The following is a 24,937-nucleotide window of genomic DNA, read 5'->3' as shown; positions in this document are numbered from 1 at the left end:
ATTCCACTTTTTAATAATTACTTCCCCCTTAATAATATTAACAGGCAATTTGCCTGTTTTTTGCAATTGATAAAATGTTCATTTTCAAATAACTATCTGACTAGTAACAACTAATTATTAGTGTTATAAATTACTTCAGTATGTAAACAGGCGATGTTGCGGTAGAAAAAGAGGCAACTTGCCTCTTAATAAACTGTTAGCTGCAATAGGAAAACATTTAGTTATGCATCAAGGAAGCTGTCTTTGTGGCACAATAAAATTTGAAATTGCTGGAGAAATTAAAGCGGTAACTCACTGCCATTGTAAAATGTGCCAAAAGTCACACGGCTCTGCCTTTGCAACTTACGCAGCCACTCGAAACGAAGACTTTTTCATTCTTCAAGGTAAAGACGCATTAAAAAGTTATAAGTCTTCACCAAATCATGTTCGAACATTTTGTAAAAACTGTGGTTCAAATATCCAGTGGGCTCATGTGTCAGAGGGTGGAAGTAGTTGGTCTACGTTTGCACTGTCGCTGTTGGATACAGAGTTTGTTCCAGTTAAGCAAAAGCACATTTACACAGATTCAAAAGTGTCGTGGTTAAGCCTATGCGACAATTACCCACAACATGGTGGAGCAAGCAGCTAACAAAGCGTTAAAGCGGGATTGCAAACGCGTGGCATTTTCTGTTCCAATGGGGCTTTGTGGTTAAGGTGGTCTCATTGGCTTTTGGGTAGCGTTTGCAACCCCTTAACGCGACGTTAGCTGCTAGGAAAGCAAATGCCTAAATATGTTCTAGAGGATTTATGTTGGAGCTTCATCGGTGAGGCGTTTGAGCTGATAGATGAGTTTGAAGCTGAGTTGAAAGAATACCAATTAGATATAATTGGTGAAGACTTTGATGAGCAAATACTCAATGAGCTAGTTATTATTGAGCCCTCCATAAGAGTCAAATATTGGTGTTATGAGGGTGATGAACAGATTGAGCCGATTGTGACCATTAATGCGATAAATGCGCATGCATTTACAGCCACAGATTTAATGTTTCAGTTGCACAATGCTGTTGTATGCAAACTAGATGAGATTGATCATCACTTTTTCCAAGGGTTAGTTTTAGAAAAAGAGCAAGATGAAAATTTACCTACATTATACACGCTGCAGCAAGGCAGCTAACAAGTCAAATCAGGCATGGACGCGCTTACAGCGCGCCCCTGTTTGAGACGTTACGAATGACTGTTGTTGGCACTTTGCCGTCGTAAAAAACTATCAATGCGTAACTTTGATTTAACAATTCACCCATAAATTATTAGTTTCAACGCCACCCTTTATCTCAGTTCAAAGTACTGCGAAACGGCGTTACGGTTGTGTCTAATCTTTGGTAGATGTTAGAAGCAAAGAAAAATATCGCTAAATACCATATCAATAATTTGATGTGTTGGAAGAGTGTTCTTCATTCCACTTAAGCAGTTTAAAACCGATTCTTTAACGTTTTAAGGCGCTAACTCTAACCCTTCTTACCCAGATACAACCGCATACACATCATCTGCATAGGTGCGGCTTTGCTCTGCTAATTCAAAAATACTCGAAATGGGTGTTGCGGGTCTTACTTCTGCTAAAATGGATTCTGCTGCTTGCCAATTATTTTCTTCAATCGCCATCGCGATTTTTAATGCGCCACCGAGAAGACCGTCATAATTTAACAGCGCTCCACTTGAATTGCTGTCTAGTGAAAATTCGCTAATAACGGTATTTAGATCCATATCTAGTACTGCGCCTAAAATAGACATTAAACCAATCAGGTACCCTTCTTCGGCCATATCGTTACCACCCGGCGCTAGAAATAGCGACATAAACCTTGCTCGCATTAAGCCAAACTTGGTCAATTCTGAGGGCTTATCAACACCCAAATCACTGAGCGCTAACACACGAATAAATTGCCTTAGTGTGTCTTCTCCCAAATACACCACAGCCTGCGAAATTGACTTCATTTCTTGTTTATCAGGGCCAGAACGGGCATTTACGAGTTTTAACACGCGTGCAGTAAGGCTTAAGTCTTTTGCAATCTTACTTTCGATTTCTTTAAAATTGAGATTTGGTTGAGTTGTCGATTTTAATAAATCAAACACCACCAACTTTGATGGCTCAACATTGCCATGAGTTAACATTTCGGGTTTGGCAAAAAAGAAGCCTTGAAACAAATCAACACCCGCGCCTTTTAAGTATTCAAACTCGTCGTAGGTTTCGATTCTCTCAACAACAATTTTAAGTTTTGGGTATAAACGCTTGAGCTTTTTAACTAAGGTGGTGGTTTTTATAATTGGTTGTTCTAGTTCTAATTTAACGTATGACATATGCGGCAACAAAGGCTCCCATCTTGGATCTTTGTCATAGTCATCTAGGGCAAATTTATAGTGCTGTTTTCTGAGCGATTTCACAATTTCCAGCAATTCTTCGATATTCTGCGAGCGTTCAACAATTTCAAGCACAAGATTGTCGGGTGTTATTAATCGCGGAATTTCTTGCAGTAACGTTGTGTCAGATAAGTTTATAAATGCACAATGATTGGCAACCAACTTATCTTTGCCAACTAAAATAAGCGAGTTAAAAAACACGCGTCCTGTAGCTTGTTCATCGGTAACACCAACAGGAAAAGCATTATTGTCTGAATCTCGATACAGCAACTCATATGCAAATATTTGCTTGTTCCCATCGAGAATGGCTTGTCGCGCAATAAACTGGGTTACAGGTTTCGTCATAAGTACAGCCAATTGAGTAGAGCAGAATCTAACAAAATGTTTAAAATTATATCTACTACAGTTCTGAGTAAAATATCAACACCTATATTCAGATTACGTCAGCCACGCTGTTTGGGCAAACAAAACATGTTGATGAATTAAAGCCGTGTCGTAAATGACTCCTCACTCAGCTTGCACAATAGGGTTCAGATCTGTTCAGTAAAATATCGCGATAAGAAATCCACAAAAGCGCGGATTTTAAACGGGATATAGTCTGCATTTTTATATACTGCGTACATAGGTAAGGTAGTCTTTTCATAATCAACAAATAGCTCTACCAATGCACCTTCATTCAACTTATTTTGAACCATCCATTTAGGCATTCCCGCAATTCCACATCCTAAAAGCGCCATTTGCACAATAAACTCAGGGCAATCACTTTTAAGAAACTCTAAAACAGAATACTTTTGTTTGTCGATAAGCCAAACATTCGATGGCCGACTTAGCGAGTAAGTAATGCATTGATGGTGCGCTAAATCTGAAGGGGCCGAAGGATGGCCATTTTGTTCTAAATAATGAGGCGCAGCAAAATAACACAACTCGTGGTCCAATAACTTTTTTGCTTTCAGCCCAGAATCTGGTAAATGCGCGGCTCTAAGAGCAATATCAACATCGTCTTTATATAAGTCCACTTGCTGATCGTTTACAGAGACTTCTAACTGAACCTCTGGGTGTTGATTTAAAAACTCTGACACAGGCTGAGAAAGCATTTGCGTTGCAAACGCTGACGGTGCAGAGATTTTTAATTTTCCCGAAACCTTTGTCTGCTCACCTTTTAGCGTTTGCTCGGTGACATTAATTTGCTCAACTAATTGCACACAAAATGCTAAATAAGATTTTCCCGCATCGGTTAATTTAATTTTTCGCGCACTTCTTTCAAACAAATTAAAGCCCAGTTTGTACTCTAACCACGCAATCTTTTTACTCACTGCACTTTGTGTCACATTAAGCTCATTCGCAGCGCCGGTAAAGCTATTAAGCCTAGCTACCACGCAAAATAAATTAATACTCTCGAGTTTATCCATCTTTCACCCATACATTCCAATTGGGAATAGTATAAATCATTATATAGGTATTTATGAGTAAAAATAGGAATGATTAAATGGCACTATCAATTACTTAAGGAGTCACATTATGACAATAATTACTTCCGTGTTATTTGTATTTTTTCTATTTGCAAGCTCAATCAAAGTGCTAGGTTGGCAACCGTTTATCTTTAATACTCAATTAGCCTTTTTTGAGAAATATGGGCTTACACGTACCCATATGTTTTTAGTGGGGTTGATTGAAATGACTGCGGCTATTTTGTTAGTTGCATCACTGATACTGAACCTAGATTTATTACTAATACTGGGTGCGCTTGGTATTGCTTTCACATCTATTGGCGCGCTTTATTTTCACTTTCGATATGACACATTTAAAGATGCAGTACCCGCGCTAATCACACTCGCTTTATCTAGTATTTTATTAATACATCAAATATAGAATTTCGTATTTTTTACCTTTGGATGCTGTAACAAACAGCATCCAACCAGCTTAAATTACATAACCCGTTATACTAAGTGTAATGGGTTATTATCGTGATGAATGTGCACTTTTTGAAAGGCCACATAACGAATAGCCCTATAAAAATTCGTTCAATAAGGCATACGCTGACTTGCTGGCTGCTATATCACCCATTGAAAGTTAAGTACATATTGTTGAGCAAGGTATCGGGTAGTCACATGAATTTAAATAAAATACTGATTTTATTAGTAGTAACATACTTCTTTATGCCAGTAAGCGCACAGGCTGAGCCTGAAATTACCATAATTAAACACGCCAAAGTGCTGGAAAATAACGATCCGCAAAAAAACTTCTTTATTTATATATTAGATCTCGCTTGTAAGGCCTCAGAAGATAAATATGGCCCGTGCAAATTAGAAGCGTCAGATGTTCCAATGCTGCAAGAGCGGCAATTAAAAAGTTTAAACTCAGGATTACTCGACATCACTTGGACCGCGTCTTCGAATAAAAGAGAGCGACAAGCACGTGCAATAAAATTCCCTTTAATGGCCGGCATGTTAGGTTATCGCGTAGCCGTTTATAACAAAACCGTTAAAAAGCAGTTTAGTAAAACAGCTTCAACTAATGACCTTAAAAAACTAATACTTGTACAAGGTCTTGATTGGCCAGATACCATTATTTTGAAAAAGCATCACTTTAACGTTCACGAAACAAATTGGTATGAACACCTGTATACCGACACTGCAAAAGGGCTTTATGACTATATTTTGAGGGGCGTTTTTGAGGTCAAATCCGAACTAAACAACTATCAATCTCCTAATTTAGAAATGGATAAAAACCACCTAATCGTTTATCCGTTACACATATTTTATTTTGTTGCCAAAGATAATACAGCGCTTGCCGAACGCATCAAATACGGCCTTAATAAGCTCAATAAAAATAACAACTACATAAGCTTACTAGTGAATTTCCCTCCACACAAAAATAGCCTTCCCTTGTTAAATTTAACAAAGCGTAAAATTCATATCATTGATGACACTAAACGCATTTCAAAAGAAAGTGTAAGTGCAATGTTAGAAAAGGTGAGGCGGGCTTCACACTAATGTGTAACCCAACACGTTTGAGATTCAGCTTTCGCCATGTAACCAGCCTTATTTTAGTAATTTTTACATTTTTAAACTAAGTAGTAAGTACTTGCTCAAAACTAAAATACTGCGGCCTTATGCACATAACTTTTTAATTAAACGCTTTAACGCTGGTGCTTTAACTGGTTTATATAAAAGCGGGTATCCCGCATCGCTTATCAATTCGCGCACCGACTCATCATGCTCGGCGGTATTTATAATACAAGGCAAATGGTTTAAACCGCATTCTTGAAGTAATTCCACCCCTGTCACACCATCATCTAGGTGATAATCTGCGATGATCAACATAGGCAGTACTTTTTTCTCTTTAAGCGCCGTTAACTGAACTTTATTGGTTGCCGTTTGCACATTACAGCCCCACGTTTGTAAACGCTTGGCTAGGGCTTGTAACACCGTTTCATCGTTATCAATCAGCCAAACTGTTAAGCCAACAAAACTCGCTGTTTGCTCAGTATTTACAGGTGTTGGAGTAAACTCTTGTCGATTTTTATTTTCTACGACAAGTGGCAAAGATATAGAAAACTGCGCACCACGGCCTATATTTGACCGTAAAGTTAAGTCTAGATTAAGCGCATCGGAAATACGCTTTGTAATGGCTAAACCAAGGCCAAGCCCTTGCGCTTTATCATGTCCATCGAGCTGTTTAAATTCTTGGAATATCAGAGTTTGATCTTCACTAGCAATGCCAGGCCCGGTGTCTTTTACCGATAACTCTAAGTGCTCGCCTACTTTCTCAGCGCAAAGTGATACCTCGCCCGATTGGGTATAACGCACCGCATTGCTTAATAAATTTTGCACAACACGGCGCAGTAAAGTGCGGTCAGAGCTGACAATCACGTCATCAAATTGCGATGTAAAAACAAGGCCTTTTTCATACGCGAGGGCAGAGAATTCAGCGCTAAGAGGCGTGAGCAATTTGGCAATCGAGAATTCACTTTTTTCAATTTTTAAACTACCCGATTCAAGTTTGGTTAGCTCTAAAATACTGCTCAGTAAGTCTTCTGCCGAAGTAAGGGAGTTTTTAATATTACTGGCAAGCTCTGCGTATTCTGAGCCTTGCGACTTTTCTTCCATTACCGAGCAAAATAAGCTCGCGGCATTAAAGGGCTGCAATAAATCATGGCTCGCCGCGGCAAAAAAACGGGTTTTACTCTCGGTTGCTTGCGCTAATTCTAAATTGGCCTGCGTTAATGCATGGGTGCGTTCGTTAACCTTTTGCTCCAGGTTAGTATTGGCTTCTTTCAGCGCATCTTGAGTATTCACAAACTCAGTAACATCGCTAAAGGTTGTTACAAAGCCACCGCTTGGCAGCGGATTGCCTTGCATTTCAAATACCCGACCATTTTGATGAGCACGCTGGTATTTATAGGCACTGCCGGTTTTTAAAAACGCCAAACGTTTAGCGATTTCGCTTTCAATGTCGCTTGCCTTAAATAAACCACGTTCGGCATTAAAACGAATAATATCGGCAATGGGGCGACCAATATAAAGGGCGTTATCTGGGTAATTGAACATGGTTTGATATACGCTATTCCATGCCACTAAGTTCAAATCGCCATCTACCACGCTAATGCCTTGGTTTACGTTTTCAATTGTCGATTGCAGTAAATCGCGATTAAATTTAAGTACTTGGCTAGCTTCATCAACGATGGTTGCCACTTCGCTTAATTGCCCGTGTTTATTCTTCGCAGCCGTGAGCACCAAATTTGCTGACGAGCCGCCAATTACCGCAGCCATTTCTCGGGCAACCAAAGATTCTAACTCCATACTTGCGGGTTTTTGCCAGCCTGTTATCGCTAATGGAAAATACTGCTGAATAATTTGTTTACCGGTCGCGCCATCAACAAAGCGCAGTAATAAACGGCTCAATTCATCAACGCTTAGCTGATGTTTGCTATTGTTGGCATGTTGTTGCTCTACTGAAAATACAAACTTTTCAGCCTGCAGTTGCTCTGCCACTTCTGCGCCACGTTTTAATGAAATATACACAAACACTAAGGTATTAAAGGTAAGAGATAACAATAAGGTTTGTGAAATACTATCAAGACCCAGCCCTAAAAGGTCAGCTGGTGCTAGGAACTGTAATCCCAACGGGCCTGCTACTAACCACGCACTTTGCCAATTTAAACTAGTAGCGACTGAGGGTAAAAACAAGGCATAAACCCACACAGCAAAGCCCGTTAAAATGGCATATTTTGCTGCCTTACGCGACGCCCCACGCCATACTAACCCCAGCAATAACGCAGGGGCAAATTGAGCAACCAACGTAAACGACATAAGCCCCACATTTGCCAAACTATTGGTGCCACTGAGCAACTTATGGCAAAAATAGCTGGCAATAAGCACACCCAAAATAACCGCTTTTCGCGCACGTAAAATCCCTTTGGGTGAAAGCCCTGATGCGGCGCTTTTCTCTTTATTTTTAGTTAACAGTAATGGGTTAATAATGTCGTTTGTTATCATCACTGAGAGCACAATTGCGGCTAAAATCACCATGCTAATTGCGGCTGAAAAGCCACCTAAATAAGCCACCATTGCCAAAGTTTGATTTTCAAATGCAAGCGGTAACGCCAGTACAAAGGTATCTGACGCAACACTTTGTGGCTCGAGTAGCAACAGCCCAGCATATCCAATTGGCAGTGTACAAATATTTAGCAAAAGCAAATATATAGGAAATATCCAGCGTGCTTTTTTAATGTCAGTTTTATCGTCGCGCTCAACAAAACTAACGTGGAATTGACGTGGTAAGCACAGCATAGCCAGTACGCCTAAAATCATATGGCTAATGTACACATAATTGGCGCTGCCATGATCAGCAACTTGTTGTTCTAACCCCGCAGATTTAGCGCTATGCAGCAGCGCTTTAGGGCTTTCAAATAATTCAAAACATACATATAAACCAATCGCTAAAAACGCGAACAACTTAACTAATGATTCAAATGCAATTGAATTCATCAGGCCTAAGTTATGCGCATTAGGGCGCAGTTTATTAGCACCAAATAACATCGCAAAAATCGCTAAAACTAGCGTTATATAAAACGTTCCATCGTGCCAAATTGACTGCGTTTCAGCGCTACCGGCAATTAATTGCGTACTTTGACTGATGGCGCTTAGCTGCAGCGAAATATAAGGAATAATGGCAAACACTGAAATAGTGGTAATTAAGCTCGCCAGTGAGCTAGATTGCCCATAGCGTGTGGCAATAAAGTCGGAAATAGAAGTGATTTTGTGTGTTTGGCATATATCACTGATTTTTAAATATACTTGCCAACCAAAAATAAATAACAGCAAACTGCCTACATAAGTCGGCGCAAGCCACCAGCCATTATTCGCCGCTTGCGCTGTGGTGCCATAAAACGACCAAGAGGTACAATAAACCGCTAATGTTAGCCCATAAACCATGGGCTTAAATGACTGGAATTTATATTTTTCACTAACATAAGCAATCGCAAATAACAGTGCTAAATAAACAAATGCAATTGAACTAACTGACCAAATTGTAAGCATTATTTTCGTTTTTATTTATATGCGTAGCACTAGACTAAGTCATATTGCAGCAATTAGCTCGTATAACTTTAGTACTATCAGCGCATTCATTAATTGTGCTGCAAAAATCAAATCGTTTACATTTCAAACAACACACCCTTCATTGTAAAAACTAAAATACCGAACCCAGAAATAAGTGCGAGCATAATTTGATCAGAATCAATAAGCCTTTGATTTATCGATATTCCTTAATCAAGATGAAATAAAATAAATTTAAAATGAATTTTTAGTGAATTCAACAATGTACTTTTCTCAACAATAAACCATACTTAAAACTGGTTTATGGCTTGTTTTGTTTTTTACATTGGATAGGGAGGACCATATCAGCAAAACAGTAAGGTCGAAGGGTATATATTAAAGCCGTTAATCTGACTCGCTCAGATTAATTTAATAAGCCTAAAAGGTAATTACTATGCTCAATACCGTCAGTGTTAAAACTAGACTTACCATTCTAATAACCGTTCCCATTGTTGCTTTTATTGGCCTTGCCATTATATCGCTGATGATGACTAAGTCACTGGTGATGGGAATTCAAAGTATCAACAACGACCGTGTCGTCCCCCTAAAACAAATAAAAGTGGTGTCTGACAATTACGCCGTGAGCATTGTTGATAACCTGCATAAATACAACGCAAAATTACTTTCTAAAAGCCAATTACTTGCAGCCATTGAAAGCGCTGAAAACGTTGCTAATCAAAACTGGCAGGCTTACTTAAATACCGAGCTTACCAGCGAAGAAAAACGGCTGATTGGTGTGAGTGAATCCCTATTTAGCAAAGTAAAACAAAAAGTAAATTGGTACCAAAATCAGATAGCAATGGAGCAGCCTCTCGCCAGTTCCCCAGAAATGTTCGTAAAAGAAATGTACGATGTGTTTGACCCGTTTAGCACCAGTTTAAATGATCTTATCGACTTACAGTTAAACACATCGCAGCAATTTACCGATGATGCAACAGAAAACTACGAATCTAAGCAACTGAGCTTTATCATTGCCTGTATTTTACTGCTTATTGCCACCATAGTGATGGCTCTATTCATTTATAAATCAATTATTACCCCATTAAGAGCGATTGGCTCTACCATGGCAAATATTGCCAATAATACCGACCTAACCTTACGTGTTTCAGAATACGGTAATGATGAATTTTCTCGCACCGCGGTAAGCATTAATACGATGCTTGACCATTTTAAATCACTGATTGAAGAGCTTTTAAACGCGGTCAAAACCCTTAGTGATGAATCAGATCAAATGTCGCGTAGCAGTAGCCAAGTAGCGGCAACCACAGAGCAACAAGAACACCAAACCACCATGATTGCCACCGCTATTACCGAAATGAGTGCGGCTATTGGCGAGGTTGCGTCCAATGCGGTAACCACATCACATAAAGCCAACGAATCTGACGACACCGCTAAACACGGATTAGCAAAAGTTCAAGAGAACATTGATTCAATTAATCAGTTAAACGAAGTGATCCGTCACACCAAAGAAGATATTGATTTATTGAGTGAAAAAAGCAATGAAATCAACTCAGTGGTGCAAATTATTCAAAATGTAGCAGAGCAAACTAATTTGCTTGCACTTAATGCGGCAATTGAAGCTGCACGCGCTGGTGAATCGGGCCGTGGTTTTGCTGTGGTGGCAGACGAAGTACGCCAGCTTGCTCACAATACGCAAAAAGCCACAGAGCAAATTAGCTCTATGATCATCGCCTTACAAGATGCATCTCAACGCGCGGTTTCAAGCATGGAGGATGCCTCAGGTAAAGCGAGCCACAGTGTTGAAATTGCCGCGGCATCAGCCAGTTCAATTCAATCTATTGCCGAAGCAATTACCGAAATTGCCGATATGAATATCGTGGTTTCTACCTCAACTGAAGAGCAAACTACGGTTGCCGCTGAAATTTCGCAAAATATTAACGAGTTTAGCGATAGTATTCGCAGCGTCACAATTAGTGCATCTGATATGGCGCAAACTGGCCGTACGCTGTCGGAATTATCAGGTAAGCTTAATAACGATATTAGTATCTTTAAAGTTTAACGAATAGCTTTCAATACCCAATAAAAAAGGAGCGATATCGCTCCTTTTTTAATATTTACAGTAGCTCGCTATAAGCTCACGTTAAACCCAACAAATACATTGCGGCCAACCTCAGGTACACCTTCACCCACCATGATTTCGCTGCCCATTGCACGGTTAACACCATTTAAATGAGGGCGATAAGCTTTATCTAGCAAGTTGTTAACACCAAAGTTAACTCTTAGTTGTGCTGTTACATCGTAATCCAATTGCCAATCAAGAGTGCCGTAACCTGCCGACTCTTTCTCGTTGTTTAATTCGCTCACTTTTGTTTGTTTGGCATACCCACTCAGTATTAACTGCGAGTGCCAATCACCAATTTGATAATGAGCAGTAATCCGCGAGTTTAACGGCGCAATACGATAGAGATTATCGTCGATGTCTTCTCTCTCACCGGTGACGTAACTAACAACCCCAGTTAGTTGCCACATATCATTTAAGCGCCAAACTAGATTTACATCTGCACCAAATAAGTGTGCATCAATATTATTAAACTGAAGTGGCGCTTCACCTCCCATCATAGTTCCAACCATATTCGCAGCCATATTATTTGATGGCGTACCTTGAATATAATCATCAATTTGATGATAGAAAACCTGTGGTGAGATACTGAAGCCATTGGCTTGATAATGCCATGCAAGATTTAACTGATAAGCAGTTTCTGCATTCAAATCAATATTACCAATATAGGTTTTACCATCAGCAAGGCCACCAGTCGCTTGCATTGGTAACCATAAATAACGCTGTTGGTAAGATGGCGCGCGTTGTTTTAAGCCAAAACTGATTTCCGTAGAGTAGCGCTCTGAGTGCTGCGCCCTGCCCGAGTAGCTAATATCAACTGTGGTATCGTTAACACTGCGGTCGGCATTATTAAATTGCTGTTGTAACATTTTAATGTGCGGATTCATCATCGCCATTGAGCTAGACACAGTACCTGCATCTGCTTGATTGTACTTAACACGCGCACCCACACGCTGGCTAAAATCATTGGCTTCTGATTGCCACTCAGTAAAGATTGAATGGCGGTTGTCTTCAACTTTATTAAAGTTTTCAACAAAAAACATTGCATTATTTGGGTTGGTAATGCGTGAGCCATGCTCACTAACATAGCCCTCTAAACCAAATTGCCACTGAGCCAATTTGCCCGCAACAAAATAACTTAAATTCTCAACATCTGTTGTGTTGTAGCGATGTTTTTGCATATTTGCATTACTTCGCTGTGAGTAATTGTCCATACCATGCTCTGCTGTGTGGTAGGCAATATATGCATCTAATGCAAGCTCGTTAAGCTGCGTTTGATAATCTAGTTTAATGCGATCACTTTCTACGTAATCAATGTCCATTGGCAATGTGATTGTGCCGGTAGGTTTGGTGTCAGTGCGCTGCCAAATTAAGCCAACTGAAGACGCTTGTTTGCGATATGCCACATCAACGCCATACTGCAAGCGTTCGACTTTTGATGAGTGAACTTCTCGTCCATCACCATCTTCATAATCATCCGCATTCTGTAATGCGACATAGCTATTTAAGGCAAATTCATCAAACCCTGCGCCTGCCACAGCTGACACATTGTAACCCGCGTAATTAGATAAATAAGTACCGGTAAGTGCTAAATTACGCTCACCTGCATCAATATCAGCAGCACGTTTTTGATGCACCTTAACCACACCACCAAACGAATCTAACGCGCTACTCACCGGTGCAATACCGCGATACACATCTACCGAGTTAATTAAAAGCGGCGAAACATAACTCAGCGGTGCATCCATGGCATTAGGGCCTGCACCAATTTGTTTTACGCCGTCGATGGCAACAGCAACTTGGTCACCGTAATACCCACGATATTGAGCTATACCCGATATTTGACCATTTTTATTGGCATTTGCCCCAGGTACTGAAAGTAACCAATCTGATACATCAGGCAGTGATACACTGGCCTTGGCTTGCTCAGTAGATAGCGCAAATTGATTAATGTGAGACGAAACAGTGATCACCTCCATATCTGACTTAGCAAATACTAAAGATGAAGATAGCGAGAGAATACAAAGCGTTATTGTGTTAAGTGTGCTTTTCATAAAAAACTTCCATATACAAACTAAGGAAATTTTCTTAAAAAAAGCACCACATCACAAAGTAAAAACCGCAAACTGCGACAATATGTCACAGTTTGCTTGATGGTTGTAAATCCCCTTTACGTTTTTTTAAAAAGCGCATGGGTGAAAATCCAGTTACTAACATGGTACCTAGTAACACCGTAATAATGCCTACTAACACATTTAAAGTTAGTACTTCGCCAAGGACAACATAACCCCAAATTGCAGCAAATCCCGGAATTAAAAAGGTGACCGACAATGCTGACGCTGCACCAATTTCGGCAACTAAATCAAAGTAAAAAATAAGCGCGATACCAGTACACACTATGCCAAGTAATACCACCGCCAATATTTCATCTGTTGATGGCATTTGATTCATTGGGAAAAACGGCAATAGCGGCATCAATAAAATGACCGTTGCCCACAAGCTGCCATGAGATGTATCAAAACCCGGCACTTTGTGTTTTACATGCTTAGTGTAATTTGTCGCTATACCGTAACAAAACGCCGCAAACGTAGCGGCTAGTAACGCGACTAAACTTTCGGCATTGATCATTTTCGGGGCTAATCCAACCATTAAAACTACGCCTAATATACCCAAGCCGAGTCCGCACCAACCTTGCCGAGAAATTCGCTCACCATGCCAAAATCGGCCGATTAAACTGCCCCAAATTGGCGCGGTGGCATTTAGAATAGCTAACATCGCAACAGTTAAGGTTTGCGCCGCGTAGGCAAATAACATCCATGGAATTGCCGAATTAAATAGCCCGACAAAAAAGTAATGCCCAATTAGGCCTTTTACCATCACTTTACGCCGCATCAATAGCGCAATAATTGATAGGCTAAGTGCAGCAAATAATACCCGTGCCTCAATTAAAAAAACCGGTGCAAAGCTGTCAACGGCAATACGAATAAGCAAGAACGACGCGCCCCAAATTGCAGCGAGCAAAAGCAAAAGAAAAAACTGTTTATTGGTCATATTTATACCCAAATAGCGATACGTTTAGGGTGAGAAAAGCGATACTACGCTGCTTATTTAAAGCAGTAAGGTTTTGCAATAGGCTAATAAACGGAGCAAATAACACTCCATTGAGAAAGGAAAAACAAAGCAACATACACAATGCTAACGTTAAATAACAGGGGCCTGTAGCATATACTAAATCTTTGTTGTGTGTTGCACTTTTAAGCTCGTTTTTTCAGCTGTTAAGTTGACCGTTAGACGTTACGGCTTTGCGCCATATTTAGCGTAAATAGTGTCTATTTCACCGCGTTGTTTCATATCGGTCAAAATTTTATTTAGCTCTGAGCGCAAAACACGTAAATGTGGTTGAAACCGCATGGCAACTGGCAAATCACTCACCAATAATACCGGTTTAAACGAGGTTCTTTTGTTTTTATTTATATAAAACAGCGCACTTGCTTCGCCTAAAATGGCGTAATCGATATTGCCATGTTCAATTTGCGCCAATAACTCAACCTCAGAACGGGAATCTACTTTCACTATTTTCCCTGGTGCAAAGTGTTGTTCAAACTCACCGTAGCGATAACCACGTACTACGCCGAGTACTTTATGATACAAATCTAACGGTGTTCTTTCTTGACGATATTGCGACGCGACGACAATTTCTCGTGAGCTGGCATAAAATTCACTGTAGATACCCGGTACTTTGGTGTGGCTGCGCCATATTGGATTTATGCCCGGTTCAATATCAACTTTGCCTTGATCGAACAGCCTCAAACCACGGGCAACAGAAAATGTGACGAACGTAAACTGATGCCCAGATAATTCCGAGATACGCGCAAAGATATCAGGAAAAATACCTTTCATAATATCGCCTTCAAAATAACTGTAGGGCGGGTTGGCACCGTGATAACTCAATACCGTATAGCTCTCTGCGTAACTTGTATTAACATACAAAAACCCAATAAAAACCAATAACCGCAACATGGCTAACTTCCTCACTGATAACGCTTTAAGTATAGAAGCTCAATGTAATTACGCAGGTAAAAGTGGCATCACTGCTTATGAGGAAAATCCCATCACAAAACTATTTTTATGCCAAAACAAGTCGTATAGGTTTAGTTCACTACAACAAAGAGTTATTAGCCCGATTAAAATTTTTACGTTAAATTGAATTCGGAACAATAAAAAGAAGAATTTCTGATGACAAACAAAGTATTTATTGCAACTAGTCTCGATGGTTATATTGCTGATAAAGATAACAAAATTGATTGGCTACATCAGTTACCTAACCCTGACGGCGATGACTTTGGTTTCGATGCATTTATCGCAGGCATCGATGCACTGTTAATGGGCCGAAACACTTTTGAAATGGTGTTGTCATTTGGCGTGGAATGGCCATACAGCAAACCCGTTTTTGTACTTTCTAGCTCCCTAACACATGTTCCTAAGGGATACGAAGGCAAGGTTTTTCTGGTAAACGGTGAGCTACAAAAAATTGTCAAAAACTTAGCTGAACTTGGCTATCACAACCTTTATATTGATGGCGGTAAAACTATTCAAAGCTTTTTAAAGGAAGACTTAGTCGATGAAATGATCCTGACACGAATTCCTGTGCTGTTAGGCGGCGGCTACCCATTATTTGGCGATTTACCTGAGCCATTGGGCTTTAAACTCTTGGCAAGCAAAAAGTATATCGATAAAGTGGTGCAAAATCATTACATTAGAGACAGATAATGCAGTACCCAAATGCTCTAGTTACAGGCAGTAAAATCGCTGTTTGTGCATTTTCATCAGGCGTCGATGAAGCCTTTCACCCCCGCTTATCTTTAGCACTAGCGCATTTTAAACAATTGGGTTTTGAACTAGTTCTTGACCCAAACCTAAAACATAACCACCAGCATGTCAGCGCCAACAAAGAAGTTCGCGCACAGCAACTAATGCAATACCTGCTAGACGATAGTATCGATGCGATTATGCCGCCTTGGGGCGGAGAACTTGCAATGGAACTATTGTCCCTGCTTGATTTTGCGCAATTACAAAGTGCGAAACCTAAGTGGCTAATTGGCTTTTCGGATGTAAGTACGCTGCAAGTTGCACTGTCAACGCGGTTAAATTGGGCAAGTATGCACACAGCTAATCTAATGCAATTGGTTCCTAATCAATCTGATAGCACGACAGCTGCTTTTTATAACGCAATAACGCTGGAAAAGGGCGATAGCTTTACACAAACCGCATCAAGTCACTTTGAAGCAGACTACGCTGATGTGATTAACAACCCAAATGCTGCTTATAATTTAACGCAAAAAACGTGTTGGAAAACACTTAATTGGGCAAGTGAGGGTGTTTCTGGGCGTTTAATCGGCGGCTGTTTAGATACGCTTATTTTTACCTTAGATAGCCCGTATTGTGATCTGCAGGATTTTTGCCAACACTATGAAAAAGAAGGTGTTATTTTATACATCGAAAATGCTGAGCTCAGCCCTACCGCCTGGCTACGCGCATTGCTAATGCTAAAATACAAAGGGCATTTCGAGCGCATTAACGCACTTTTTGTTGGCAGACATGCGGCCCCAACGGCTAACAAGCAAATTGATTTTACTTTGGCACTCACGCAAGCCGAACTTGATATTCCAATTATTTACGATATGGACATAGGCCATCAGCCGCCCAACCTTACCTTGGTAAACGGTGCGCTGTGCGAAGTATCACCTGAGCTTAACCTTAAGCAAACGCTCATTTAACGCAAAAACATTGTGCTTATGCAAAAAGCTTTTTAGCATAAGCACACAATCGAATTAAGCGAGTCGCTCTGCTAGCGAATTAAACATAGCAACTTGGTGCATTGAACATTTTTAGTATTAAACACCCTTACTAACATTTGCTTTCACCTACTTGCCTGTTTTGTATCAATTCTATTAAGTATGTAATCAGACATCACGCCAAATGCACGCATTCAGCACGCTATTTAGCCCGTAGAATGATTAACTATTTAAAGAGTGAGCATTCACGTTTAGCGTGCCTTATTTTCTAAACCCGATTGCAATTAAGACTCGCAAATAACACTAGGAACACACAATGAAAAAACTAAACCTTTCGCTGGTTGCGATGGCAACAGTATTTGCTTTGTCAGGCTGTGGTGAAAAATCAGCACCAACAGTTTCAAACGCACCAGCAGCCGAAAAAACAGTTGCCACAAACACTAAAAACGACAACGCAATTTTGGCAGCATTTAGCGGTCCGTATAATGGTGTACCAGCATTTGATAAAGTAACACTGAGCGAACTTAAGCCTGCATTTGATGCCGCAATGGCACAAAAGCTGGCAGAAGTTGATGCTATTGCCAATAACCCTGAGCCAGCGACGTTTGACAATACCATTGTTGAACTTGAGAAATCAGGCAGCCTTTTAAAACGCGTTTACACTTACTACGGTATTTGGCGCTCAAACGTTTCTAGTGCAGAGTTTCGTGCAATTCAAAAAGAAATGGCTCCTAAGTTATCAGCCTTCAACTCAAAAATTACGCAAAATGAAAAGCTTTTTGCGCGCATTAAAGCGGTATATGAAAGCGATGCATTAAAATCACTTACACCAGAAGAACAACGAGTTACTTGGCTTACTTACAATAGCTTTGCACGTAATGGAGCAACGCTTGATAAACCATCTAAAGCACGCTTTGCAGAAATTAACCAAGAGCTTGCAGGTCTTCACACCAAATTTGCCAACAATGTGTTAGCAGATGAAGAAAATTACGTGGTGTTTTTAACTAAAGAGCAACTTTCAGGCTTACCTGATTCGTTAATTTCAGCGGCAAAAGCGGCGGCGAAAGATCGTGGCAAACCAGAAATGTTCGCAATCACTAATTCGCGTTCATCAATGGATCCGTTTTTAACCTACTCAGATGAGCGTGCATTGCGTGAGCAAGTATGGAAAAACTACTATAACCGTGGTGGCAACGGTGATGAATTTGATAACAACCAAACAATTAAAGACATCTTAACGCTTCGTCACGAGCGCATGCAGCTATTGGGCTACGACAACTATGCCCAGTGGCGTTTAGAAGATCGCATGGCAAAAACACCGGCGAATGCAAAAGCCCTAATGGATAAAGTATGGCCTGCGGCAATTGCGCGCGTGGGTGAAGAAGTTGCTGACATGCAAGCTATCGCTGATAGCGAAGGTGCAAACATTAAAATTGGGCCATGGGATTATCGCTACTACGCAGAAAAAGTACGTAAAGCGAAATACGATCTTGATTCAAACGAAGTAAAACAATACTTGCAACTAGATAAACTGCGCGAAGCGATGTTCTACGTGGCAGGTCGTTTATTTAACTTCAACTTTAAAGAAGTGGCAGCCGGTTCGGTACCTGTGTTCCATGAAGACGTGCGCGTGTGGGATGTAACTGACAAAACCACTGGCGAACACATTGGTTTATGGTATTTAGACCCATTTGGCCGTAAAGGTAAGCGCTCAGGCGCGTGGGCAACCACCTACCGTAGCCACACAACATTCGATGGTAAGAAAACCGTTCTGTCGTCAAACAATTCTAACTTTGTTAAAGGCCCTGAAGGCGAACCGACGCTGATCTCATGGTCAGATGCTGAGACTTATTTCCATGAGTTTGGCCATGCACTTCACTTCTTATCAGCAACAGTTGCTTACCCTAAATCGCATTCAGGTGTCCGCGACTATACTGAATTCCAATCGCAACTACTTGAGCGCTGGTTAACAACCGATGAAGTGATCAATAACTACCTTGTTCACTATAAAACTGGTGAGCCAATGCCAAAAGAGTTAGTTGCTAAAATTAAGAAATCAGCAACCTTTAACCAAGGCTTTAAAACTACTGAGTACTTAGCGTCGGCAATTATGGATATGCTATACCATACAACCGATCCAGCTAAAATTGACCCAGCTAAATTTGAAAAAGAGCAATTAGAAGCTATTGGTATGCCAAGCGAGCTTGTGATGCGCCACCGCAGCACACACTTTGGCCATATTTTCTCTGGTGAAGGTTATTCAGCAGGTTATTACGGCTACTTATGGGCGGAAGTACTAACGTCTGACGCATCTGAGGCATTTGCTGAAGCACCGGGCGGTTTTTACGATAAAGAATTAGCTGACAAGCTTGTTAAGCACTTATTCTCAATTCGTAATGCAATGGACCCAGCTGAAGCATATCGTTTATTTAGAGGACGTGACGCAGAAGTTGAAGCACTAATGCGTGACCGAGGCTTCCCAGTTAAGTAATGTGACTTAGAGTTACTATCAATTGATACAAAAATGCCGCGAATATCGCGGCATTTTTTTCACACTGAATCTTATTAACTTAAACCTTGCTAATAAATAACCCAACTATAGATTAACGGTGCTGACTAAATTGCTTCGCCATCGTGGTTAATCGCTCTGCTTCGTTTAACAGTTTTTCTGTTGACTCAAATGCATGCTCTGACGCGTCAAGTGTTTCTTTACTCGCATTATCAATGTTAATCACATTCTTTGTAATTTCATCTGATACCGCAGACTGCTCTTCTGCAGCGGTTGCGATTTGCGCACTCATATCCGTAATGGTATTTACCGCATCTAAAATACGACTAAGTGACGCTTTTGCAAGTTGCGCCTGATCGGCACTTTGCTCTGCTCTAGTTTGCCCTTGCTGCATTGCTGACACCGCTTCACCCGCAGATTGTTGTAACGTCGCAACCATTTGCTGAATTTCTTCTGTCGATGACTGGGTACGTGCGGCGAGTGTACGTACTTCATCGGCAACAACGGCAAAGCCACGACCTTGTTCACCAGCCCTTGCAGCTTCAATTGCGGCATTAAGCGCAAGTAAGTTGGTTTGCTCGGCAATACCACGAATTACATCAACCACAGTGCCAATTTGCTGGCTATCTGACGCAAGTTTGTTAATGACTGCTACAGCCGACTCTACTTCGCGTACCAGCTCGTTAATGTCTGCGGTCGTTCTATCAACTACTTGTTGTCCTTCAACGACTTCGTTATCGGCTACTTGCGTTGCATCAGCGGTAAGCGAGGCGTTTTGCGCCACTTCTTTTACCGTTGCAGACATTTGATTGATGGCAGCTGCGACCTGTTCTACTTCACGGTTTTGTTGCTGCATTAATTGATTCGTTTTCTCAGCCGTGTCCATGGTGCTGTGCGCAACAGTATCAAGCCCTGACGTTGCGTCGTTAATACGCCACACAATGGTTTCTTGCTGGGTTTGCAACATTTTAATCGTAAGCTGCAATTGGCCTAGTTCATCACTGCGACCGGTGTACACTTGTTTAGCAATATCATTATCAAAAATCTCACGCGCTTTTCGTGCAGCATCCTGATAAGGTTTGGCAACACCCCATGCAAATACGCTGAACAACACGAATGCCAGCATTAATGGCCAAAGCTGTGCAACTGACGAAACAAAGAAAGAAGCAATCAAGGCAGGAATAACAGTTGCAAACACGCCCGCAAACGTTAACTTACCCATTAAGTTAAACGACAATGCTGACGTAATTTTTTGACCAAAACTAGCGCCATTATTCACCGAGCTATAAAGCGCTTTTGCGCGTTTTAGGTATTCTTCTTCTGGCTTTAGGCGCACCGATTGATAACCGACAATTTTTTGCCCTTCCATCACAGCGGTAATGTAAGCATCAACCCAATAGTTATCACCATTTTTACAGCGGTTATCAACGATCCCCATCCAAGGCTTACCTTGCTTGATAGTGCTCCATAAATCCTTAAACGCCAGTGACGGCATTGCCGGATGACGGACAATATTATGACCATGGCCAATAAGTTCTTCGCTCTGATAGCCACTAATGTCGATAAAGTCTTGGTTTGCGTATGTAATGCGACCTTTAAGATCTGTGGTTGAAACAATCCGTTGTGACGACTTTAGTTTTACCTCACTGCCTGTGAGGGTTTGGTTTTTCTGCATAAGACGACGCCAATTATTTTTTATTAATTATTTAGTTATACAAAGTGTAGTACAGAAAACAAGCACTGTACTTAGCCACTAATTAAGCTCTTAGGGGCTCGCTAGTATACACTTATCTAATTAATTGGTACGTCAGACAAAAGCACTAAAAAAGCCCGCATTATTGCGGGCTTTTCAATAAAAATGAAATAGTTACTTCACTTTTCTACGACGAATAAATGCCAGTGGTGCAGCAAGCAGTGCAAGCCAACCAAATGAACCTGACGATTTTTTCGTTTTAGGTGGCGTTACTGGTTCAGGAAGTGGATTTTCATTCACATCTGTCACCATAATTTTCACCATCGCAGGCTCAGAAATATTGCCAGCAGTATCGGTAACAACCACTTCCATTTCGATTTCAGTTAGGCCAGCTTCATAATCAAGTACTGATTTATCAGCAACAACAATTTCACCTGACTGTTCTAGCATAACCGCATTTGACGTTTGGCTAACGACGATAAACTCTGACACTAGGTTTGCAAGCTCAGCACCATAAGACACTTCGAGCATTCCAACCACCGTACCATTTTCCGAATTTTCAGCGATTGAGAACTCAGCGTCAGCAAGCATTGGTGCAACTGCGCGGTCAGCGCTTGGTGTTGCGTTAATCGCTTTCGAACCTGATTCAGATAAAATTGTAAAGTTTTTACCTGCGTGCGCAAGGTAAGCAGATTCACCCGGAGCCAACGACTCAACAATATTTTCTTCCGCAGTCATTAATGCTGCAACACCTGTTGATTTCTCAAATGTGAACGTTCCCATTGCATCATCAAGTGATTCATAAGCAATTGGTGTCCAAGTTCCTTCTTCAAGGCGGAATCGTACGTCAGCTGTTAGCCCCATGTCCTCAGTCGTTAGGCCAAATGCACCTAGACACGACTGAATAGTCATAAAGTTGTTACCAGTTGTGTGATACATATTGCCTAGCGTTCCTCTTGTATCACCGTAGGCATGAGTAAATGATATTTGTGTAGGCTCTACATCATAGAACCACTCAAGCTTACCATTTTGCGCAGTTACATCATATGTACCGTCTTGGTCTAAATCGAAGTCAACCATAAAGCCACCAATATAGCTATGGCTCACACCTTCATTCATTACAATTGTTGAGAAAACAGAGTAGCCTGATTCACAGAATTCAGTCGGCACTTCAATCATTTCAACCGAACCACTTACCAAATCTAGACGCTTGCCCTCAGCAGCGTCTGAGACAGTCGTTGGTGCAAAGAATGGTTCAAAGTTAACAGCACCTACGTTAGTCACTTTATGCGCCGTGCCACCTTCCATTTGAACAGGTTCAAATGACAATTCTGCCGCCGCCTTTGGTAGCGTGTGATAAACAAGATGAAGTGCTTTTTCACCACCCTCAGAGAAAATAAGGGCGCCGTCTAATTCGAGATTAGTTAAATCTGTCGTAGCGTCTTGTGTACCAATATTATTTTGGTTTAATGTCCACTCCGGCAGTTTTGCAGGGTCAACTTTAAACGTAACATCAAACGATACCGTTTGACCGCCCGGCACTGTAATTGAATCTGGATGCATTACCATCAGCGCGCCGCGTTCAATATCATTACTGAAGCGCTGCTCTAGGCTGAGGTCGTAGGTTTTGCTTTCACTTGTAAAGTTTTTCACTTGTACAGTTTTAACGTAGTCAGTTGCCTGAGAAGGGTTAATCAAACCAAGTGATAGTGCTGCTTGTTTTGTATCTTTTGCCCATGCTGCCACAGGTAGGTTTGCCGCCTTTTCAACATCAACAAGCCCCGCACCAATGTAACTAATCGGCGCCAATTCAGTTTCTGGGTTTAATGAACGCGGCTCCATAGTGACATCAAGGTTTGCCGTATTCATAATAGTAGCTTTAAGTTCTATCGCATTGCGATTTGGATGCGCTTGTTTTAATAAGCTCATTGCACCAGCTGTCATTGGACCTGAGAATGATGTACCAGTCGCACCAGAAAGGCCTGTGCCTGTGCCCGGGTGTGCAGTCATAATGTTCACACCAGGCGCCGTAATTTCAGGTTTTAATAAACCGTCCATTGATGGACCACGTGATGAAAATGAAGCAACCGCACCAGCTGTCGTAATCGCATCCACATTAACCGAGAATACACCTGACTCTTTTAACGCCATACCCGCTTGATATGTGATACCAACAGATGGAATGGTGACCTCTGTGCTGCTACCGCCCATAGGTGCTGGTGTGCCGTCATCGTTACTATTTGCAATAAATACAAGCTCAGCGCCCTTAGCTTGCGCCATTAAGACTTTTTCAACAAACGAACAGCCGCCACGATCAATCACGACCGCTTTGCCAGCAAAATCGGTACCGTCAGCAAAAGCTTCGCAGGCTGTTTGGTTTACATCTGGGTAGACAACTTCAAGATCTGTATTTGACAGCATGTAAGGTTCAGATGGACCGAATGACGCAAGCTGAATAATCGTTTCTTCACCATTAATAGTAAGGCTTGGAATTAATGTTTCATCTGTTGGGTGAGTCATTGCGCCAACTGATAACGCATTTTCAGAAGTACTTGGTCCACCAACAATAAATGGATAAGCGCCGTCATTACCAGCTGAAATAACAACGTTAGTACCTAGCTTCACCGCTTGATTAATAGCAAGGCCAACACCATCCGTTGCGATATCACCAAAATCACCACCCAGCGACATATTAATTACATCAACGCGGTCTGAAATATCACCATCACCATTTGGATCCATCGCTGCTTCCAATGCCATGAATTGAGCAACACCTGGACACCCACCAGCACACACAGAGTAAACATAAAGCTCTACATTTGGCGCTATTCCCGATACTGAATGTGACACATGCGTACCATGGCTTGTATCGACATCAATTGGGTCTGGATCCATATTAACAAAATCATAGCCGCCCATAACCTGACCTTGCGGCCACGCTACTGCGTCTGTCGGGTCTTCAGCTGCTGCAACATATGCGGCTTCTGTACCTTCACCGCCAAATACTGCGTGAGTGTAGTCAATCCCCGTATCTAACACGGCTACTTTAATACCACTTCCGTTAACAACATCCGATGCTACTAATTCGGCAGCTTTAATATATTCAGCACTGTCGGCGATATGTAACTTAGAGTCATAAATTGGGAAAATACCCGATACTTCATTATGTGCTACCAGCTGCTCAATTTCACGCTTGTCACCTTTAACAAGTAAGCCATTAACAAGCTTAGAGGTTTTTGCAACAATGCTGATATTTAAATCCATCGTTTGAATTGCTGACTCAACTAAAGCCTGAGAAGTCATAATCGACGCTGTTTGGCTCGCTATATTTGAGCTAATATCTTGGCTTTGCGCTATTGATGGCGTGTTAAGTTTTACTAACCAAGCACTCGCTTGCTTTACTTCTTTTTCGTCATTTTTGATGCTTGCTTGCGCTTTAATTGGTTTTGCATCACTGTAGTTGTACTGCTTAAATGTTGCAGCATTAGCCGCTGTTGACGTAATTGCTGCCGTAACTGATAGCGCAATTAACGTTCTTTTGTTACCAAATGTTGTCATTTTTTACTTCCCTCTTAGGTGAACTTTTTCTCTGGACAAAATAACTGTGGAGTTTGAATAACATTAACAACAGAACCTCAAAACAACAACAGGCCGTTTACATTGATTTAAGATAAAGTTAAAAATTGAACTAAACCGTTGCGCGTTGAGCAACAATTTAATAATCAATGAACAAGCGAATAAATAACAAAAAAGATATTCAGTATAACTAGCTTGTAAAATCACCTATTACTGTTTATGACATGTACAGGAAAGAAAGTGAGGCATAGCTTCACACTCCCACATTAATGAAAACCTCTAGTCCTTCGAGAG

At 41.1% G+C, this 24,937-nt stretch carries 16 protein-coding genes; 8 read left to right on the top strand and 8 right to left on the bottom strand.

What is annotated here, in order from left to right; translation table 11 throughout:
• The first annotated feature begins 223 nt into the window (after positions 1 to 223).
• Both AC2IOM_RS19165 and AC2IOM_RS19160 read left to right on the top strand, forming a co-directional pair.
• Positions 224 to 628 carry a GFA family protein gene (locus tag AC2IOM_RS19165; protein ID WP_486359790.1) on the top strand — a complete coding sequence of 135 codons (405 nt, stop codon included), beginning with the start codon at positions 224 to 226 and terminating at the stop codon, positions 626 to 628.
• Between the two features lie 132 nt (positions 629 to 760).
• Complete coding sequence (locus tag AC2IOM_RS19160) at positions 761 to 1,153, top strand: hypothetical protein (RefSeq protein ID WP_486359789.1); 393 nt, start codon at positions 761 to 763, stop codon at positions 1,151 to 1,153.
• 341 nt (positions 1,154 to 1,494) lie between these two features.
• On the opposite strand, the gene AC2IOM_RS19155 is transcribed toward AC2IOM_RS19160, so the two are convergent.
• On the bottom strand, positions 1,495 to 2,736 hold the full coding sequence (locus AC2IOM_RS19155; RefSeq protein ID WP_486359788.1) for an EAL and HDOD domain-containing protein: 1,242 nt from the start codon (positions 2,734 to 2,736) through the stop codon (positions 1,495 to 1,497).
• A 185-nt stretch (positions 2,737 to 2,921) separates the two neighbouring features.
• Complete coding sequence (locus tag AC2IOM_RS19150; RefSeq protein ID WP_486359787.1) at positions 2,922 to 3,800, bottom strand: LysR family transcriptional regulator; 879 nt, start codon at positions 3,798 to 3,800, stop codon at positions 2,922 to 2,924.
• Between the two features lie 109 nt (positions 3,801 to 3,909).
• On the opposite strand from AC2IOM_RS19150, the gene AC2IOM_RS19145 reads away from it, so the two are divergent.
• Together AC2IOM_RS19145 and AC2IOM_RS19140 are read left to right on the top strand one after the other, a co-directional pair.
• Complete coding sequence (locus AC2IOM_RS19145; protein WP_486359786.1) at positions 3,910 to 4,260, top strand: DoxX family protein; 351 nt, start codon at positions 3,910 to 3,912, stop codon at positions 4,258 to 4,260.
• Positions 4,261 to 4,499: 239 nt separating this feature from the next.
• Positions 4,500 to 5,384 carry a hypothetical protein gene (locus AC2IOM_RS19140; RefSeq protein ID WP_486359785.1) on the top strand — a complete coding sequence of 295 codons (885 nt, stop codon included), beginning with the start codon at positions 4,500 to 4,502 and terminating at the stop codon, positions 5,382 to 5,384.
• A 117-nt stretch (positions 5,385 to 5,501) separates the two neighbouring features.
• On the opposite strand, the gene AC2IOM_RS19135 is transcribed toward AC2IOM_RS19140, so the two are convergent.
• Entirely contained in the window at positions 5,502 to 8,933 is a 3,432-nt protein-coding gene (locus tag AC2IOM_RS19135; RefSeq protein ID WP_486359784.1) for a PAS domain-containing hybrid sensor histidine kinase/response regulator, read from the bottom strand.
• A 451-nt stretch (positions 8,934 to 9,384) separates the two neighbouring features.
• Between AC2IOM_RS19135 and AC2IOM_RS19130 the strand changes: the two genes are divergently transcribed.
• Positions 9,385 to 11,010: a methyl-accepting chemotaxis protein gene (locus AC2IOM_RS19130; protein WP_486359783.1), complete on the top strand. Its 1,626-nt coding sequence runs from the start codon at positions 9,385 to 9,387 to the stop codon at positions 11,008 to 11,010.
• A 68-nt stretch (positions 11,011 to 11,078) separates the two neighbouring features.
• Here the strand turns inward: AC2IOM_RS19130 and AC2IOM_RS19125 are convergent, their stop codons facing one another.
• The 3 genes from AC2IOM_RS19125 to AC2IOM_RS19115 all read right to left on the bottom strand — a co-directional run bounded on the left by AC2IOM_RS19125 (position 11,079) and on the right by AC2IOM_RS19115 (position 15,090).
• On the bottom strand, positions 11,079 to 13,124 hold the full coding sequence (locus tag AC2IOM_RS19125; RefSeq protein WP_486359782.1) for a TonB-dependent receptor: 2,046 nt from the start codon (positions 13,122 to 13,124) through the stop codon (positions 11,079 to 11,081).
• A gap of 85 nt (positions 13,125 to 13,209) precedes the next feature.
• The gene (locus tag AC2IOM_RS19120) at positions 13,210 to 14,121 is read right to left on the bottom strand and encodes a DMT family transporter (protein ID WP_486359781.1); all 912 of its coding nucleotides are present in this window, start codon (positions 14,119 to 14,121) and stop codon (positions 13,210 to 13,212) included.
• A 243-nt stretch (positions 14,122 to 14,364) separates the two neighbouring features.
• Positions 14,365 to 15,090: a substrate-binding periplasmic protein gene (locus tag AC2IOM_RS19115; RefSeq protein WP_105172260.1), complete on the bottom strand. Its 726-nt coding sequence runs from the start codon at positions 15,088 to 15,090 to the stop codon at positions 14,365 to 14,367.
• Between the two features lie 216 nt (positions 15,091 to 15,306).
• On the opposite strand from AC2IOM_RS19115, the gene AC2IOM_RS19110 reads away from it, so the two are divergent.
• The 3 genes from AC2IOM_RS19110 (at position 15,307) to AC2IOM_RS19100 (ending at position 19,356) form a co-directional block, all read left to right on the top strand.
• Positions 15,307 to 15,840 (top strand): dihydrofolate reductase family protein, encoded by a 534-nt coding sequence (locus tag AC2IOM_RS19110; RefSeq protein ID WP_486359780.1) that lies wholly within the window; start codon positions 15,307 to 15,309, stop codon positions 15,838 to 15,840.
• Entirely contained in the window at positions 15,840 to 16,847 is a 1,008-nt protein-coding gene (locus AC2IOM_RS19105; protein ID WP_486359779.1) for a S66 family peptidase, read from the top strand. Before AC2IOM_RS19110 ends, AC2IOM_RS19105 begins: the two co-directional genes overlap by 1 nt.
• Positions 16,848 to 17,181: 334 nt before the next feature.
• Entirely contained in the window at positions 17,182 to 19,356 is a 2,175-nt protein-coding gene (locus AC2IOM_RS19100; protein WP_486359778.1) for a M3 family metallopeptidase, read from the top strand.
• Positions 19,357 to 19,468: 112 nt separating this feature from the next.
• Here the strand turns inward: AC2IOM_RS19100 and AC2IOM_RS19095 are convergent, their stop codons facing one another.
• Positions 19,469 to 21,049 (bottom strand): methyl-accepting chemotaxis protein, encoded by a 1,581-nt coding sequence (locus AC2IOM_RS19095; RefSeq protein ID WP_486359777.1) that lies wholly within the window; start codon positions 21,047 to 21,049, stop codon positions 19,469 to 19,471.
• A gap of 192 nt (positions 21,050 to 21,241) precedes the next feature.
• On the bottom strand, positions 21,242 to 24,625 hold the full coding sequence (locus AC2IOM_RS19090) for a S8 family serine peptidase (RefSeq protein ID WP_486359776.1): 3,384 nt from the start codon (positions 24,623 to 24,625) through the stop codon (positions 21,242 to 21,244).
• Between the last annotated feature and the right edge of the window lie 312 nt (positions 24,626 to 24,937).

The organism is Pseudoalteromonas sp. NS-SX12, from assembly GCF_057367955.1.
This window is presented reverse-complemented; position numbering and strand designations above follow the sequence as displayed.